Origin of the sequence: Pseudonocardia charpentierae (assembly GCF_031845345.1) — a bacterium.
GTDB classification, from domain to species: domain Bacteria; phylum Actinomycetota; class Actinomycetes; order Mycobacteriales; family Pseudonocardiaceae; genus Pseudonocardia; species Pseudonocardia charpentierae.
Map to the genome: position 1 here is coordinate 1 of NZ_JAVREJ010000037.1, position 15,364 is coordinate 15,364.

12 protein-coding genes and 1 pseudogene are annotated in these 15,364 nt (G+C 65.5%); 3 read left to right on the top strand and 10 right to left on the bottom strand.

Annotated elements, in window-relative coordinates; all coding sequences use genetic code 11:
• Window positions 1-97: IS3 family transposase (locus RM445_RS32615; RefSeq protein WP_397469430.1), on the top strand; the 97-nt coding region annotated here is incomplete at its 5' end.
• Between the two features lie 530 nt (window positions 98-627).
• Window positions 628-918 carry a hypothetical protein gene (locus tag RM445_RS29290; RefSeq protein WP_311560108.1) on the top strand — a complete coding sequence of 97 codons (291 nt, stop codon included), beginning with the start codon at window positions 628-630 and terminating at the stop codon, window positions 916-918.
• Window positions 919-2,336: 1,418 nt separating this feature from the next.
• Here RM445_RS29290 and RM445_RS29300 read toward each other — a convergent pair.
• The 8 genes and pseudogenes from RM445_RS29300 to RM445_RS29340 form a co-directional block, all read right to left on the bottom strand.
• Entirely contained in the window at window positions 2,337-3,884 is a 1,548-nt protein-coding gene (locus RM445_RS29300) for an integrase core domain-containing protein (protein WP_311560109.1), read from the bottom strand.
• Between the two features lie 61 nt (window positions 3,885-3,945).
• Window positions 3,946-4,366: pseudogene (locus RM445_RS29305) on the bottom strand (transposase family protein); the annotation flags it as partial.
• Window positions 4,367-4,548: 182 nt separating this feature from the next.
• A complete protein-coding gene (locus RM445_RS29310; RefSeq protein WP_311560110.1) occupies window positions 4,549-5,199 on the bottom strand; it encodes a hypothetical protein in 651 nt (216 codons plus the stop codon).
• A gap of 899 nt (window positions 5,200-6,098) precedes the next feature.
• Window positions 6,099-6,782, bottom strand: coding sequence for a hypothetical protein (locus RM445_RS29315; RefSeq protein WP_311560111.1), 684 nt, complete (start codon window positions 6,780-6,782; stop codon window positions 6,099-6,101).
• A 345-nt stretch (window positions 6,783-7,127) separates the two neighbouring features.
• A complete protein-coding gene (locus RM445_RS29320) occupies window positions 7,128-7,520 on the bottom strand; it encodes an integrase core domain-containing protein (protein WP_311560112.1) in 393 nt (130 codons plus the stop codon).
• 552 nt (window positions 7,521-8,072) lie between these two features.
• Window positions 8,073-8,390, bottom strand: coding sequence for a helix-turn-helix domain-containing protein (locus RM445_RS29330; RefSeq protein WP_311560113.1), 318 nt, complete (start codon window positions 8,388-8,390; stop codon window positions 8,073-8,075).
• A gap of 125 nt (window positions 8,391-8,515) precedes the next feature.
• Window positions 8,516-9,034 (bottom strand): hypothetical protein, encoded by a 519-nt coding sequence (locus RM445_RS29335; RefSeq protein ID WP_311560114.1) that lies wholly within the window; start codon window positions 9,032-9,034, stop codon window positions 8,516-8,518.
• 52 nt (window positions 9,035-9,086) lie between these two features.
• Window positions 9,087-9,707, bottom strand: a complete 621-nt coding sequence (locus RM445_RS29340) for a hypothetical protein (protein WP_311560115.1) — start codon at window positions 9,705-9,707, stop codon at window positions 9,087-9,089.
• 118 nt (window positions 9,708-9,825) lie between these two features.
• Here RM445_RS29340 and RM445_RS29345 point away from each other — a divergent pair, with 118 nt between their 5' ends.
• A complete protein-coding gene (locus tag RM445_RS29345; RefSeq protein WP_311560116.1) occupies window positions 9,826-12,942 on the top strand; it encodes an ATP-binding protein in 3,117 nt (1,038 codons plus the stop codon).
• Between the two features lie 719 nt (window positions 12,943-13,661).
• Here the strand turns inward: RM445_RS29345 and RM445_RS29350 are convergent.
• The gene (locus tag RM445_RS29350; RefSeq protein WP_311560117.1) at window positions 13,662-13,946 is read right to left on the bottom strand and encodes a hypothetical protein; all 285 of its coding nucleotides are present in this window, start codon (window positions 13,944-13,946) and stop codon (window positions 13,662-13,664) included.
• 26 nt (window positions 13,947-13,972) lie between these two features.
• Complete coding sequence (locus RM445_RS29355; protein WP_311560118.1) at window positions 13,973-15,313, bottom strand: S8/S53 family peptidase; 1,341 nt, start codon at window positions 15,311-15,313, stop codon at window positions 13,973-13,975.
• Window positions 15,314-15,364: the final 51 nt, after the last annotated feature.

Consider the following 15,364-nt stretch of genomic DNA (forward strand, 5'->3'; position numbering starts at 1 on the left):
CTACTACAACCGCCGCCGGCGGCACTCCACTCTCGACTACTTGACACCAGTCGAATACGAGCTAGGATTCAGAAAACTCACCGACCTGGCAGCCTAAACCGATGTCAATAAAATCGGGAACATTCCAGGTCTTGTACGGCGTGAGAACCGCAAGATCACCACTGGAGCCGTGCCCGCACCCGTACCTCCGCCCGCGTGTCGCCGCAGCTCAGCGCCTACTCACCGCGACTTTGCCGACCCCCTGCCCCAGCGGGCGGTTCGAGCGTGTCGGAGCCTGCCGGGGTCGACGACGCCACGCCGTACGGTGACCGATCAAGGAGACGATGTGCACGGCTATCGGTCGACGGCGGTGTGCGCTTTCCTGCCGGTAGTGATCGAGACGTGGTGTCTGCAGTCGCGTGACCCGCGGTACGGCGAGCGCAGCATGCTCGGCTGAAACCCTTGTCGGTGTTCCGCCGCCCTGCCCCGGCGTCCTTCGTGCATTCGACGACGAAGACGAGTCGTAGCGGAGTTATTGAGGCGCGATCATTGAGTAGGAGTACTGCGTAGATATACGGAGAGTGGTCAGCGCCGCACGTCTGCAAGCATCGGCTAGGTGCCTAGAGGAATAGACCAGAGGAGCACGAGATGACCGCAATCACCCAGCCTGTAGCCGTCAACCTGTCCGCGGAGGACCGCGCACGCATGGCTCGCTTGTACGAAGAGGTGCGGGGCCGCATCGCTGAAATGGCTCGAATCGCCTCCCGCGTACTCGGGCTTGAGGAGAAGGACGGCAAAATCGTGTTCGCGCCGGTGCTGCGCGATCAAGCTCGAGCCGTACACATGAATTTTGATGAGTCTGAGGCGATCGAGATCGTCTGCACGCCGTCGGGTTGTGGCTGCTACGACCATCACGCCGGAACGTGTGGACCCTGCTAACTCAGCAGAGGTTCTACCCAAGTTCCTAAGTCTGTCGAGTCGGTCGAGTCAACGTGCGACAACTTCATCCGGCGACCAATCTATGCTCACGGCATCCTTCATCCACCGCTTGAAACGGTCACTTTGATCTGCAAATATCCGCTGCTCGGCATGATGAATTGCGCTTCGCCGCCTCCGCTGCCTGGAATACCGAGAATCCCGGGAGTCCATCGATAGATATGCATAGGCCTACCCGCGACTGCGAGCGCAAGCGGTCGCCCGCTTGTGATCGACCCGCCTACGCTGAGCTGAGTCTGAAAAAGTTCGTAACGATCTCCGCCATCGATCGTCTCGCAAATTACGTCAACCCAATCATTGTGCTGGTTAGTCACTGTCCACCTCACGTAATTCTCGAGGTTCGAGCCGAACGTGACCGTTCCAGATGCTTGAATAACATTTCCGCTCGAGGGGTCAAAGTCGAAATCAAGAAGCCCTACCTGTGCTGTGTCCGACACCGCTAGTCCTCCCGTCGTAGGCTCTGGCACTGTAAGGAGACTCGGTCTGCAGTCGGTGATACATCCTTGCTCACTCACGCTGATCGCCTTGCGCCCCTTCGTAGCTTCGGGAGCGCGACGACGTCGCAGAACGGATTCGGAGGAAGGATCGTCGTCTGTTGTCTGGCTGCCGCTGTGCTCCTCGATACGTCGGCTGCATGTTCCTCTGGTCCCAGTACCTCGACAAGAGGACCAGTCTCCACGCTAGTGGTGAAGCTTAGCGGCAGTAGTGCCGACCGTCGAGCAGATTGTTGGTAACCTCGTTGGCAAGATCAGTGCGACACAACCGACCGTCGTGTTTACGGTCAAAACGACCCCAACAGGCTACTGGACCGCCCTAGCGGCTACACCTCGAAGGCGTCGTTGACCGACAATCGATCAAGGTCACTGACGTCACAGACGGCCGCACGGGTTCGGTGAATCACGGTGGCTCGGTCAGACTGCACCGACGAAGCCGGACTGACCGCACGCAAGGAGGTGGGTGCCAGTGCAGGTACGGGCCGGAGCGGCTAAGAAGTCTTTCCGTAGATCGTGACTCGGCATCACATACCCGGTCCTTCGTGCCCACAAGATCCCCGCGATTAAAGCGTGTCTGGCCCGTCACCCGCGCTTCCATATGCACTTCACCCCGACCGGCTCGTCCTGGATCAACCAGGTCGAGCGCTGGTTCGGGCTCCTCACCGAGCAGATGATCCGGCGCGGTAGCCACTCCAGCGTGCAGGCACTCGAACGCGCCATTCGAGCCTGGATCGCCGACTGGAACACCCACCCCAGACCGTTCGTGTGGACCGAAAACGGCCGAAGAGGTCCTCGACTTACTCGCACGATTCTGTGCACGAAATTCCGGCGCAGCACGCTAGCATCTTGGAGCGTACTGGCAACTTGTCACGCTCTGAGCAGGGCGTACACCGCTGCTATCGACCACGTGACGGCGCCTGCCAGGAATACAGCGCTGGTAATAGTCCTGGTCCGGCGCCCACCCGCACTGTGGCGCTGCCCGGATACGATCCGGAGCTCCTGGATGCACAGGCCCTCGGCAACGACTTTCTCCAACTCGGCCAGCGCCCGCTCGCCAAGCTCAAGCCTGGTCTGCATCTGACGAACCTCGTGCATGAAAACCAGGGCCGACGGAGCCCCCAGAATAGCGACGACGGCCGCGACGACGGGTGCACGGTTCGCGAGACTCGTAATATAAGCGGTAATAGCGAACGCCGACAAGATGAGCCAGAAGTTCGTATACTGAATCAGAGCTTTGTTATTCGAGTCGGTCCAGTTCCAAGCACAGGTGAAACCAACACCAAACAGGTCTTTGTCGGAGGATGGTGTGGGGTTCCAGAACGTGGCCGTTCGTCTAACCAGCGGTTTCAGGCTGCCGTCTCGTACTCGTTGATGAGCCCGCCCAAGATCGGTCGACGACGGATCCTGCCGTGAACCGGCTCGGGAACCGGCGATGTTGGGCGAGGGCGGGCGCAGTCGCAGTGCCCGATGCGGCCGCCGGGCGTTGTAGTGGGCGGTGTACCCGGCCAGCACCCGGCGCAGGTGTCGCTCACCGAAGATCAGTATCCGGTCGGTGAGTTCGGTCCGCACGGTCAACACGAAGCGTTCGGCGAAGCAGTTCGCCCGCGGACACCGTGGCGGGATCTTGACCACCTCGATGCCCGCATCCGCCAGGACCGCGTCGAAGGACGCCGCGAACTGCCCGGCCCGATCGCGGACGAGGAACCGGAACTGGGCGGCGTGGTCGCCGAGATCCATCAGCAGGTTACGGGCCTGCTGGGTGGTCCACGGCCCGTCGGGATGGCTGGTCACGCCCAGGACGTGCAGGTAGCGGTCGCCGACCTCGAGGGCGAACAGCACGTAGAGGCGTCGCAGCGTGAGCGCGCAGTCGACATGGAAGAAGTCGACGGCGAGCATGCTGGAGGCCTGGGTGCGCAGAAACTGCCGCCAGCTGGTGTCGGTGTGCCGGACCGGTGCCAGCGGGATGCGGTGATGGTGCAGGATCCGCCGGATCGTCGAGGCGCCGACGCGGTGGCCGAGTGTGAGCAGCTCGCCCTGGATCCGCCTATACCCCCAGCGCGGGTTCTCCCGCGCCATCCGCACCACCAACGCGGCGAGGACATCCTCGACCGGCGGCCGTCCAGGCCGGTTCGGGTAGGTCCATCGTCGCCGGACGAGGCGGCGATGCCAGCCCAGGATCGTGTCCGGAGTGACCAGGCGATGGCAAAGCAGCGTCCGGGGCAAACGCCGCACAAGGGCGGCGAACACGGCCCGGTCGGCCCAATCCAGGCGTGGTCGTGGGTTGGTGCGGCGCAGGACGGCGACTTCGTGGCGCAGCACGAGGAGCTCGACGTCCTTGGTGGAGGACGTGCGGCCCAGTAGTAAGACCAGCCCGAGCAGCTGCCGAAAGATCAAGTACAGCAACCACAGCGACACGCCGGGATCATGTCTGACCAACGATCACCGCTGATCAGCGACCCAGACCCGACTTCTGGCACCCCACAGGGTCGGCGAGAACCTGCACGTTCACGCCGTGAGCCTTGTGCTTACCCGGGTAGTACGGCCGATCCCGGCCGGAGGCCATCGCGACCCGGTCGACACGCAGCCGGGTGCCGTCGAGGATGACGAACGCCTTACGCCGCGCCACCGTGATCGCGCTCGAGCGTTGGCGCCAGGTCAGCGAGGACGTCGGGGGCCTCACGGGCGTAGCGGAACACCGTGGTGGTGCCGACCCCGAACCCGACCGCGAGGTCGCTGTAGGTCTCGCCCTTGCGCAGGTGGGCGATGACCAGCAAGGCTTGCTGCCCGGCGGGTAGGCGTCGCCAGCGGGTTCCGCGTTGGGTGTGCCGCTGGCGCAGTGCGTCGGACAGCATGATCAGTGCGCGGTGGACATGGTCATGCCCCGGGGGGAAAGTCATCCGAAGCCCTGGTCGGACTGGGTTGATCCAGGCAATCGCCCGCCTACGGGGAGCCTCACTCATTCGTGGCGATCACACGGAGCACCGACCAACCCGCGGGCCAGGTCGGAATGGCTCACTATCTATTGAGCGGTGATATGCCACGCCCAGACACCGCGCTGTCACTGCGGTGGTCGACCTCATCACTTCTTCTGCTCTGTTCTCTTGAATGAGTGCGTCCAGCCGCTTGGCCGCCCACGAATAGAAAGTTCTTGGCGAAGCGGCCTCGAAAAGGGTAGCAGTAGAAGTAGGCCGAAGCACGTCGCCGCAATCAATGCACCCCATCCTACGTTCCACCCCTTCCATTCCGCTCCCGTGATCACAGCCCCACCAATCGCGACAGCGAGACCGAGAACCGCTAAGAGGGCCAGTAGCGTGTTCGTCTCTGCGCTCACTTCGGTCGACGCTGCCGTCGCGAATCCATGCAGCTGGGCCTCAGAGGCGTCGGTGGCAGCGATCTCGCGATACCGATTGACGAGGTTGATTATGGGGTTAGGCGGGCTTGCGTGCGTCCACGAGTACACACTTCTGTACGCGTTTATCGACCGTGACAGATCACTCGCCGTGGCCGGAGTTTTGGCGGGATCAGTTAGTAGCTCGCTCTGCTGGGCCAGTCTTCGAAGAGCCACCCGCTGTGCCACTCCAAGGTACATGCCATTAAGAACGCAGGTGCGCATGTATTGCTCTTCACCGAAATCGGCCGCCGCGATTGCGGCATTCAGTCCAATCATGACTTCACCGCCGGGTACCTGAATGACCTCGTCCGACTTCTCTTGGATTAGTTTGGAGCTCACGAGGGGCTCCTCATTAAGATAAGAGAACATCTCCAGGTGACCTGGAGGGCAAGATAGGTCAGAGAACGAGACGGTTGGCCACGGCAGAAAAGATGAATCATCTGGTATGCAGACGAGTTCCGCAACTACTGCCGAGCGAGTAGGATGACGCCCTGTCTCCCAGTCCGTTGCTATCCGAATATCTCTATGTACAAGTTTGTCTAACCGCTGAAGCTGCGCATCTAAGAAGCTGCCCCTAGTGGGCTCCGCACGGTGCTGCGGTACTCCCTGAACATGAAGCGCAAGGAGAAAGTGCGAGGCATTGCTACTTGCGACTCTCACCGCTTCAATTGCGAGCAACGTTGACATCTGTCGATCTGGCGGATCATCATTAATGGCCGGTGCCAGCGACGAGTCCGTTCCGCAGGGCCGACAACAGCTGACCATACTGTGGCTGGAAGCTGCCTGCGGCCGTCGCTGCCGCCGACCGACAGGGGGCCGTCCTTCCATCCGGTCCATCGACTCGGTGGTGCAGGAATCAGCGCCTCTACAAAGTAGATCACAACTGCGCGTCGATGCGCCAGCCACTCTGGCGCTGAGTCCCCCTTAGCCTGCGACACGACCTTATTTTGCCGAGTGCGCCTCTAGGAAATCAAGCTTGAACTAGCCGAAGGCGGTTTGGTCGGCCTGTCGGGTTCCAGAATCCGGCCGCGGTACGTGACGAGCGGTTTCAGGCTGCGGGTTGGTGCTGGCTGATCAACTACCAAGTATGGATCTTCGCTGGATCCTGCCGCAGACCGGTCGCCGACAGGTGGCTTCGAGTGAGGCGGGCGTGGCTCCACCAAGCCGGTGTTGCCACCACCGGTTGAGCCGAGGCAATATTGTGTGTACCAGGGCCCTTACCTCATCACGGGCTCTGACTAGGCGAGGTCGTCGTACCAGCGTTGCAAGTCGTTTGACTCCATTTCGATGCCCCCTCGGCGGCGATAAGCAGCAGGAGGTTCAAGACGCTTTCTCAAGCTGTCCTGAAGTTGTTTGTAGTACGTCGAGTACGAGTCACCTAGGTCGCTCTTCCAAGCTATGATAAGTCGGACGATTCTTGTGCAATTGTCGACCTCGTGCGCCGCCTCCTCCTGCTTCGACACCAGGAGGAGGTAGCCAGCCTGATTGACTAGAAGCGGCAGGTAAAGTTTCCTAATCTCGGGCACCACGGGGGAGATCCCTTCAACAACTGAGATGCCTATGTTCCGGCGTTGCGTGCCTCCATCGAAGTAGTTAAGCGCACTGTATGCTCGTTGCTCGTGACGCAGGTTTGCTCGTTCACTCTCCTCTCGATCGGCTGCTGCCTGCCTTTCCTTTCGCTCCCTCTTTCGCTCTAAGGAGTTTACAAGAGCTAGAACTAAGGCCACCACTGCACTTGCCAGGGCGGCCCCTAGTCCTACTATCACGTCCTTTGGCTGGCCGCGAAGGAGGAGCGCGACGGCTACGATGATCGCAGCTACAACTACAGCTACTAGCGCAGTGGCGACAGTCGGTGAACTAAGTCGGCGACCGATCGAGCGCCATGTTGAAATCTCACCTATATCAGATTTAGCTACGCTCACTTTAATCTACCTCGGGGCTCGCAGGGCGACGTAAGCGCGTAGGATCGAAAATCCTATGTGCACATCAAGGTCGTGTCTAACAAAGTAGCGCCGTAATTTCGTCGAAAGCAATACGTAGATCTACGTACCTTGATCCGTCACGAGACTAGTCCTCGACGAACGGCCGCTTACAAAGCCGACGACCGGCCGAACCGACGCGTTCCAGTCGGTCCGGCGGTCGGCAGAACCCGAGCGGGAGCGCGGTGCACGACCCGGACTTGATCGGGACTGAAACGACAACTGAGACTGGGCGAGCTAGCCTCGACATCGGACGCTTCGACCGTGCGTTCAGGACTGTGTCCCGCGTCAAGCAGTTGGCAGGATTTCGGGTTCGGGAAAGTTGGGGACTCGCGGGTCGGCCAGGCCGAGGTGGACGTCGTGCGGCCGGTTCCAGGACAGGGTCTCGTGTGGGCGGACGGTGTTGTAGTCGACTCGGTAGCGCTCGGCGTGCAGGGCGAGGTCGAGGACGTCGTCGATCTCGTCGAGGAACAGCTGCTCGTACTTCAGCGTCCCGACCCCGCGCTCGCGCGACTCGTTCTGCCCTGGCGCCTTCACGCGGGTGCGGACGTGGCGGAGTTCGGGGTGGGTGGCGATGAACGCCTCGAACCGGAAGGAGCGGAACGGGCCGCCGTTGTCGGTCACGACCGTGATCAGCGGCCGCACGTTCCCGTCGCCGTCGCGCTCGGCGAGCTCGGACAAGGGGCGTCCGGCCAGGCGTTCGGCCTCGGCGGGGGCGAGCTCGATTGCGGCGATCGCGTCGTGTTGGTTCGCCGTCGGCGAGACGTGCCAGCCCAGCTCGTACTTTCGACCAGTAGTCGCGGCACCCGGCGAGGCGCCACGTGCCGCCGGTGGTGGTCTCGAACTCGGTGAAGTCCAACTGCCACACCTGGTTGGGCGCGGTCGGGTCGACCGCGAACGCGGCCTTGCGGCGGGCAGCGAGCTGGCGGCGTTCCCGCTGGAAGTTCGCCTCGAGTAGGAGTCCCTCCTCGCGTAGCAGCCGGAGCACGGTTGCCGCCGAGACGGCCAGGCCGTCGTAGCGGCACATCGCCCACACCTTGCGGTGCCCCCACGCTGGACGCTTGAGCGCGTGCCGCCGGGCTGTCTCCCGGACTCGGTCCCGGACCGGCTGTGGCCACGGGCCCTTCGCCAGTCGACCGGTACGGGCGCGGGCTTGGTGGCGGCGCCAGCTGCGCTCGGGCACGCCGATCAGCGCACAGAACTTCGTGGTCGGCATGCCCGCCTCGATGCGGATCACCTCGAGGTCCGCGAAGGGCCCAGGCGGCCCTCCGCGGACTTCTTCCACACCCGCAGCTCGACCGCGGCCTCACCGAGGGCCTGGGTCAGCTCGGTGACCTCGGCCTCCATCTGCTGCTCCCGCGTCGACGGCCCGGTCTTGCCCGCGACCAGGCCCGCCTTCCCGGCCTCGAGGAACTGACGTTTCCAGTTCCCGACCGACTGCTCGGACACCTTCGCCCGCCTCGCCGCTTCGGCGACGGTGACCTCACCGGCCAGAATCGACAGCACGATCCGGACCTTCTCCTCGGCCGGGGACACCGGCGGTCTCGCCATGACGATCAGACTCCTCGAAGATCAGAATCCGTAAGAAACGGGTCCTGCCAGGAATCTTGACGCGCGACAAGAGTGGACCGCCCTGGATCTTGCGGAGCGCCTCCACACACCCAAGGCGGTACTTCTCACGGGAGGTCGAGCCTCGCTTTGGCCTGGGTGAGGAAGTCGCTGAGCGCGGTCTCGAACTGGCTGACAAAACTTTCGTGATCGGACCTTCCATACGGATGCGGCCCGGAAAGTGCCTTCTCCCACGCGCTGAGGAGATCACGCGTCTTAACTGCGGGTGGTGCCAGTTCGGGCGCGACCAGAACAAGCCTGGCGCACGCCCCGTAGACGCTGTGGACCTGTTTGCGCGCCGCGGCTTCGTCGTCAGCGGACAAGGATCTGGCTGGCACCCGCCGCTCGCCGTAGTACTGGAGTTCGACCTGCGCGAGGGTGTACTCGTCGAGGAACTTCTCGACGGCCTGGCGCTGCACGTGCCGGTCAGCGTCGGCGAATTGCCACGCGACGCCGGCAAGGCTAAGTGCGCCACCCACGAGGGTCGCGACCAGCGCGACGGCGAACTCGGCCAGCAAGCGGGTGCGGCTTCCCTGGCTGTCCACCAACGCGACGCCGGGTGCCGTGGGTGCCCATGACTCGGACATGACGTCTCCTCTCCGACGTGGTGGGGGCGTGCGCCCCCATCGACGCCTGGCGTCACTTCTTCGCCGACGATCCCTTGGTCAGGTAGGCGATCACCACATCCTTGGCGAGGCTGGTGCCCATCTCCCGCAGCGTCTGGCCCCAGGTTCGGCTGCTCGGCCACCCGATGTCGCCGCCGACGGTGCGATCAAAAAAGATCAAGGGTTCGCCAGTCTTCTCGGACATCGTGTTGAAGATCGACAGCCATGCCCCCGTGCGAACCGGCGAACCCGGCTTGCCGCCCAGCAGGCACCACTCGAAGACTGGGTTGTCGGACCACTTGAGGTTGATGCCGACGTCGCGGTGCGCGTGGAAGATGTAGTCGTCCTTCCAGCGGATCGCGACCAGTTCTCCGTACGTGATCGGTGCCGTCCGGCCGCTCTGGCGCACGAACTGCCATTGAGTCACGCGTCGCCCCGTCGCCGGCTCCGCGTCGTCCGTCCAGCCCAGGTTAATGCCGCCGAAGGTGCCCTGCTTCTCGTACTGCAGGAACCGGCGGATCCGGGAGTTCTTGAGCATGTACCGGTTGCTCGACGTGACATCCCCGGTAGGCCCGAGGATCGTCCACTGCTTGAAGTACTGAGCGGCCCGCTCAAGTTCGCTCTGGGGAGCGGCCACCTGGAGATCGTCAGTCATTGTTCCTCCTCGTGTCGGTCCACCGCGACCCCGGTTCGAAGACGCGGATACCAGTACGGCGTGCCGTCGCCGTGCCGGCTGGTGGCACAAGGCACCCGGTCGGTGGCACGCTGTCGCCGTGGTCGGCGTCGGTCCGGCCGGGCTCCAGGGGCGGGAGACCGAGTTCAGCGTTCTCGACCGTGCGTTCCGGTCGGCGCGGGACGGGCACGGGTCGGCCGTTCTCCTGGTCGGTCCGCCCGGCATGGGTAAGAGCGCGCTGCTGCGTGCGGCTCGGGTGCGGGCGCGCCGGGCCGGCCTTACGGCCGCGACCAGCTGGTGCTGGCGTGAGGGAGCGCCGCCGCTGTGGCCGTGGCTCGACCTGCTCGCCCAGCTCGGCTATCCCGTCAAGGGCGGGCGCGACCTCGCCGCCGAGGGGTTCGACGGCTTCCGAGAGGTGGAGCGGGCGCTGAGCACCGCCGCGGTGCGGCAGCCCCTGCTGCTTGCGCTCGACGACCTCCACGAGGGCGACGAGGCGACGGTGCTGCTGACCCGTTATCTGGCGCCGCGGATGATCGACCTGCCGGCAGTCCTGCTCCTCACCCGCCGCCCACTCACCGTCGACACCGACTCCGAGCGTGCGGGCGAGCTGCTGGCCGACGTCGAGCTCGCATGTGACGTGATCCGGCTCGCGCCGCTGCCGCCAGCCGCGGTCGCCGAGCTGGCCGCCGCCCATGGGCACCGACTTCCACCGTCGGCGGCCGACGCGCTCGCAGTGGCGTCCGGCGGTGTGCCGCTGTACGCGATCTCGGCGCTGCGGGACCTGCCTTCCGGGGCCACCCACGTGGACCTGGACGTTGGGGTGTTGCGGCGCCTGCGCCTGCTGACCGCCGAGGACGCGCGAATTGTAGTGCGTGCCGCCGTGCTCGGTCCTGTGATTGCCGCGGATGTCGTTGCCGCTGTCTGCGGGGTCGAAAGGGTCCGGGTCGCCGGCGCTGCCGCTGCTGCCCGGGCTGCCGGTCTGGTCCGCTACTCGGCCGGAGAGGTCACCTTCGAGCACGAGCTGGTCCGCACCGCCCTGGTCGGCTTCCTAGACCGGGAGGAGGTCGTTGCGATGCACGCCGCGGCCGCGGCGCACTACCACCGCAACCCGCAGGCCGCTCCCGGGGCCGTGGCTCGGGCCGCCCGTCACGCGCTTGAGGCAGCCGAGCGGTCGGCGGCGGATGCGGCTGCCGCGGTCGCATTGACTCGCCGAGCCGCCGCCGAGCTGGTCGCCGGCGGGGCACCCGATGACGCGGTCGAGCTACTCGACCGGGCGGCCGCTGCCAACGAGCTGGCCGGTCTGCCGGTCGCTCGATCGCGGCTCCTGCTCGAGCGGGCGGCCAGCGTACTGGTGGCGGGACGCCTCGCAGCCGCGCACGACTACCACGCCGCGGCAGTGGACGCGGCCCTCGCCGACGGTGACGAGATCATCGTGGCCGAGGCAGCTGCCGGGCTCGGCGCCCTCTGGGTCAACACCGTGCGCTCGCCGGTCGAGCAGCGACGGATCCTGCGCACGCAGCGCCGGGCGCTCGAGCGCCTGCCGGAGGGACACCGGTCGCTGCGGTTGCGGTTGAGGGCACGCATCGCGGCCGAGGCGATGTTTTGGGAAGGCGCGCCTCCAGAGGCGCTCCTGGAAGTCGTGGGCGACGTCCGCGTGTCCGGCGATGTCCCGACCGTGCTCGAGGTGCTGTCGGTGGCGCACAACCCCTTGCTCGCGCCGGAGTACACAGACCTGCGCCTGCAGCTCTCCGAGGAGATGCTCGCGCTCGCGGCGCATCAGCCACCCGGCAGCATCCTCGAGCTGATGGCGCTGTGCTGGCGCACGGTGGACCTTCTCCTCGCCGGGGACGGGCGGGCCGAGCGGGCGCTGGCCGACCTGCGTGAACCGGCTGAGGCCACGCAGAGCTTGTCGGTTCTCTACATCGTGCGCGTCATGGAAGTGACCCTGCTGATCCGCCAAGGCCGTCTCGACGAAGCCGAGCAGGCGGCACACGCCGCGTACGAACTGGGCGTGCGTGCCCAAGACGCCGATTCCGTAAGTTACCTCGGAGGTCAGCTTAGTGCGATCCGCTGGCTGCAGGGCCGAGAAGGCGAGCTGCTCGACATGCTCAAGCGCATCGCGGCATCTGCGAACCTCGACGGCGTCGACCACTCGTTCGAGGCAGGAACCGCGGTCGTGGCGGCCCGCATGGGGCGGCTCGACGTTGCTCGGCGGCAGCTGCACCGCCTGACAAGAGATGACCTCGCGACGCTGCCCCGATTCAGTACATGGCTGGTCACGCTGACCTCGATACTGGAGGCGGCTGCAATCCTCGGCGACGGCCAGACCGTCGCGGCTACCTACGGCCTTCTGGAGCCGTTTGGTGCCCTGCCGGTAGCCCCCTCGCTGGCGGTCACCTGTTTCGGCTGCGTGCATCGGTGGCTGGGCATTGGGGCGCTCGCGCTCGGGCAATACACCATGGCTGAGCGGCACCTGCGCGAGGCTGTCGAGGGCAACCTGCGTCTGGGGCACGAGCCGGCGACAGCTGTCGTCCGCGCCGAGCTGGCCGCCGTGCTGGCCGATCACAATCCCTCGCCCGGCCGCACTGCGGAGGCACGGGCCCTTTACGCTGCTGCGGCCGAGAGTGCCGACCAGCTCGGGATGTCCGTGCTCGCGGACCGCTGGCGTGTGACCGCGAACCGCCTCCAAGGCCACGGACGCGTGCGGATCACGCGACGGTATGGCGCGCCGAAGGCTGGCTGGACGGTGGAGTTCGCCGGGCGCCGAAGCGACATTCGAGATCTCGTCGGAATGCGCTACCTGGCCGTGCTGACTGCCTCGCCGGGCCGATGGATTGGCGCCGCCGAGCTCGTCTCGGACGCGCCCACGTCGCCGTCGAGCAGCCATCAACCGCTTCTCGACGCCCAGGCGCGCCGGTCTCTCGAGCAGCGCGTTCGGGAGCTTGCGGCTCGGGTTGCCGAGGCACGAGAGCGGGGCGACGCGACCGCCCAGGCGGTGGCGGAGGAGGAGCTCGACGGCTTGGCGGCCCACCTGGCGGAGGCGTCAGCCTTCGGCGGCCGTCCCCGCGCGTTCGCTGATGGTGGGGAGCGGGCGCGGACCGCGGTCCGGAAGGCGGTGATTCGCGCTGTGGAGGAGATTGCAGCGGTTGACGACGTGGCGGGGGCCCATCTACGGGCCCGGGTGGAGACCGGTTCCCGCTGTCGCTACGACGCGTGAGCGTCGCACACCGTTGTGCGCAGGTTGCTAGCGCAGCAGGTTTCGCGGCGTCATCAACCGAAGTCTGGGCAGTCCCGGGCGGGCAACAGCCTTGCTCAGCGCGCTGAGCGTGCCGCGGTCGGACGGACCCGGCCGATGATGGCCCGGCGTTGGTGCGGCGCAGCACGGCGACCTCGGGACGCAGGATCAGGATCTCGGTATCCGTTTTGACGTCGGAGCGGGCGAGCAGCACCGGCCAGTCCAGCACGCGAACGAGTATCAAATGCACGAGTTTGCAAGGCCACGTCGAGCCATCAAGCTGGGCTAGCCGGACGGTGATGCTGCGGGGCGACTATCGGAAGGTGCTGTTCAACGGCGTGACAGAATTCTCGGCACCCACAAGCGGCAAAGTGGCGGAGGTCGTGGACGCGGATTTGCGACAGGACGGCGCCCGCGTTCAGCGTACGTATGCGCGGTAACATGTGGCCCTGGCGCCGCGTAATACCAGATTAAGATTGCGGTACGCCGCGTCCGCGGCGACCTGGTGCCGCCGTTTCCGCTCGGCCTGACGGCGCAGCGCGGACTCTGCTCCGACGGTGCTGTACCGGTTGGTCATCGACATCGACGCCTTGGGCCGACGGCCCGGCCGGGCGCTCCTCGTGGAGTCTCCGGCCGGGCCGTCCGACGTTGCAGTCGCCCTCGCCCCCTCCAGGTCGTGACCGGAGTACTGACGAACCGTCCTACTCCGGAGGCTCCTCGTCGTCGCCTCGAACCGGGCCGAAGGCCTCGATCCGGGGATTGGAGAACGGGCCCTGATAAGGGCTAGGGACCTCCTGTTCCTGTTCGGGCAGGCGATCGGCCCGGATCTCGACCGCGTAGAGCCCACGATCCGGGTCGATCGGTCGCACGCCGAAATCCGGATTCAGGTCCTGCTCGGCCACGGAGTGCTGGGCGGCAGCCTCGGCGAGCGTCGGTGGCGTGGTACCACCGTGCACTGTGAGCACGACGGTCTCGTTGTCAGTCATGGTTCACATCTCGGTATCGGGTAAGATCACACGCCCAGACTCTGTGCTGCGCTGTCGGGGTCGATGATGCCGTGACCGTAGTCGCGGTTCCAGCCGACTTGCCCCGCCACAGGTCGTGCCGTCGACTGCAGTTGGGCGAACAGGTTGGCGGGGGGCACCGTCGTGGGCGAGACCTTGGTGCGGATGGCTGCAACACATCCCGCCGCAACGGGACAGGCCGCGGACGTTCCGCTGTCCGGCGCAGTGGGGCCGAATGCTTTCGAGCCAAGGAAATGAGTGTACGCGGTGATGTCGGGCTTGTTCTGGAACATGCCGGCGATGGACGGGCCGCGAGACGAATAACCGACGCGAACGTCGTTCGTGTCGCACCCGGCCAGGGTCAGTACATCGGGGCTCGCGTTCGCGCCACAGATCGTCCCCGTCGTCCGGCCCTGGCACCGCCCGTCGGCGCACTGGGTGCCGCAGTTGCCGGCGGCGAAGAGGATGTCAGCACCCGAGCGGGCCAGAACGGAGGTCAGCGCCGTGAAGGGGTGGGTCGGATTGTCGATGTAGCGACCGGGATGGCCAGGAGGGAAGTCCCAACTCGGGTGGAAGATCCCCCAGCTGTTGTTGATCACCAGAGCCTTGTAGCGCGGGCCGCCGCCCGGTGCGAACGCAACCGCCCAGAAGCCGAGCAGATGAGCGAAGGCCTGCAGTGCAACGCTGAGGAATCCGCCGGTGACGGCACCCCCCGGAGCGGTGGCACGCAGCACCGGGACGTCCAGGAGCGTCGCCCGGGGCGCCGTGATCAACGCGTCGTAGGCGCACATCGTGCCGTGGTCCACCGGACTGGTACCCGGCGCAGGACCGCCGGGCGGCCGCCAGGAGTTGCCTGCGTCCAGCAGTGGCATCTGGCCGAGCTGCGCTTTCAGGTGATTCAGGTTGATTCCGGTGTCCGCGATCGCGACCGCCACTTCGCTGCCATCCAGGCCACGACTCGACAGCGCTGCCGTGTTCAACTTGGTGGCGACATCGACGGTCGCTCCCATCGGCGGCGTTCCGCCACACGTCAGGAAGTGGGCGATGGCCGGGTCGCCGAACAGCGGCTGCCCGTCGACCTCTTCGGGGATATCTGCCGGATCGTCCACGTCGACGAATGCGCGAACGGCAAAACGCTCGGACTGGGTGGGCTCCAACGACTCGAGCGACGCTTCCTGGCCCGTACCGGAACCGATCGGGACGGCGGCGAATGACATGTCCAGGTCCAGGCCGGAGGGCACTTCGGCGTTCGCGAGCGAACTCGGCGGCAGGTTCGGATCCAGGGCTGTGGCAGCGGACTCCTGGAGCGGTTCCTGCGAAGGCAGGATCGCGAGGACGGGTACACGCATCGGCTGAAACCCTTTCGGTATCGGATGGCGTCATGGACAAGAAGGCCGGCC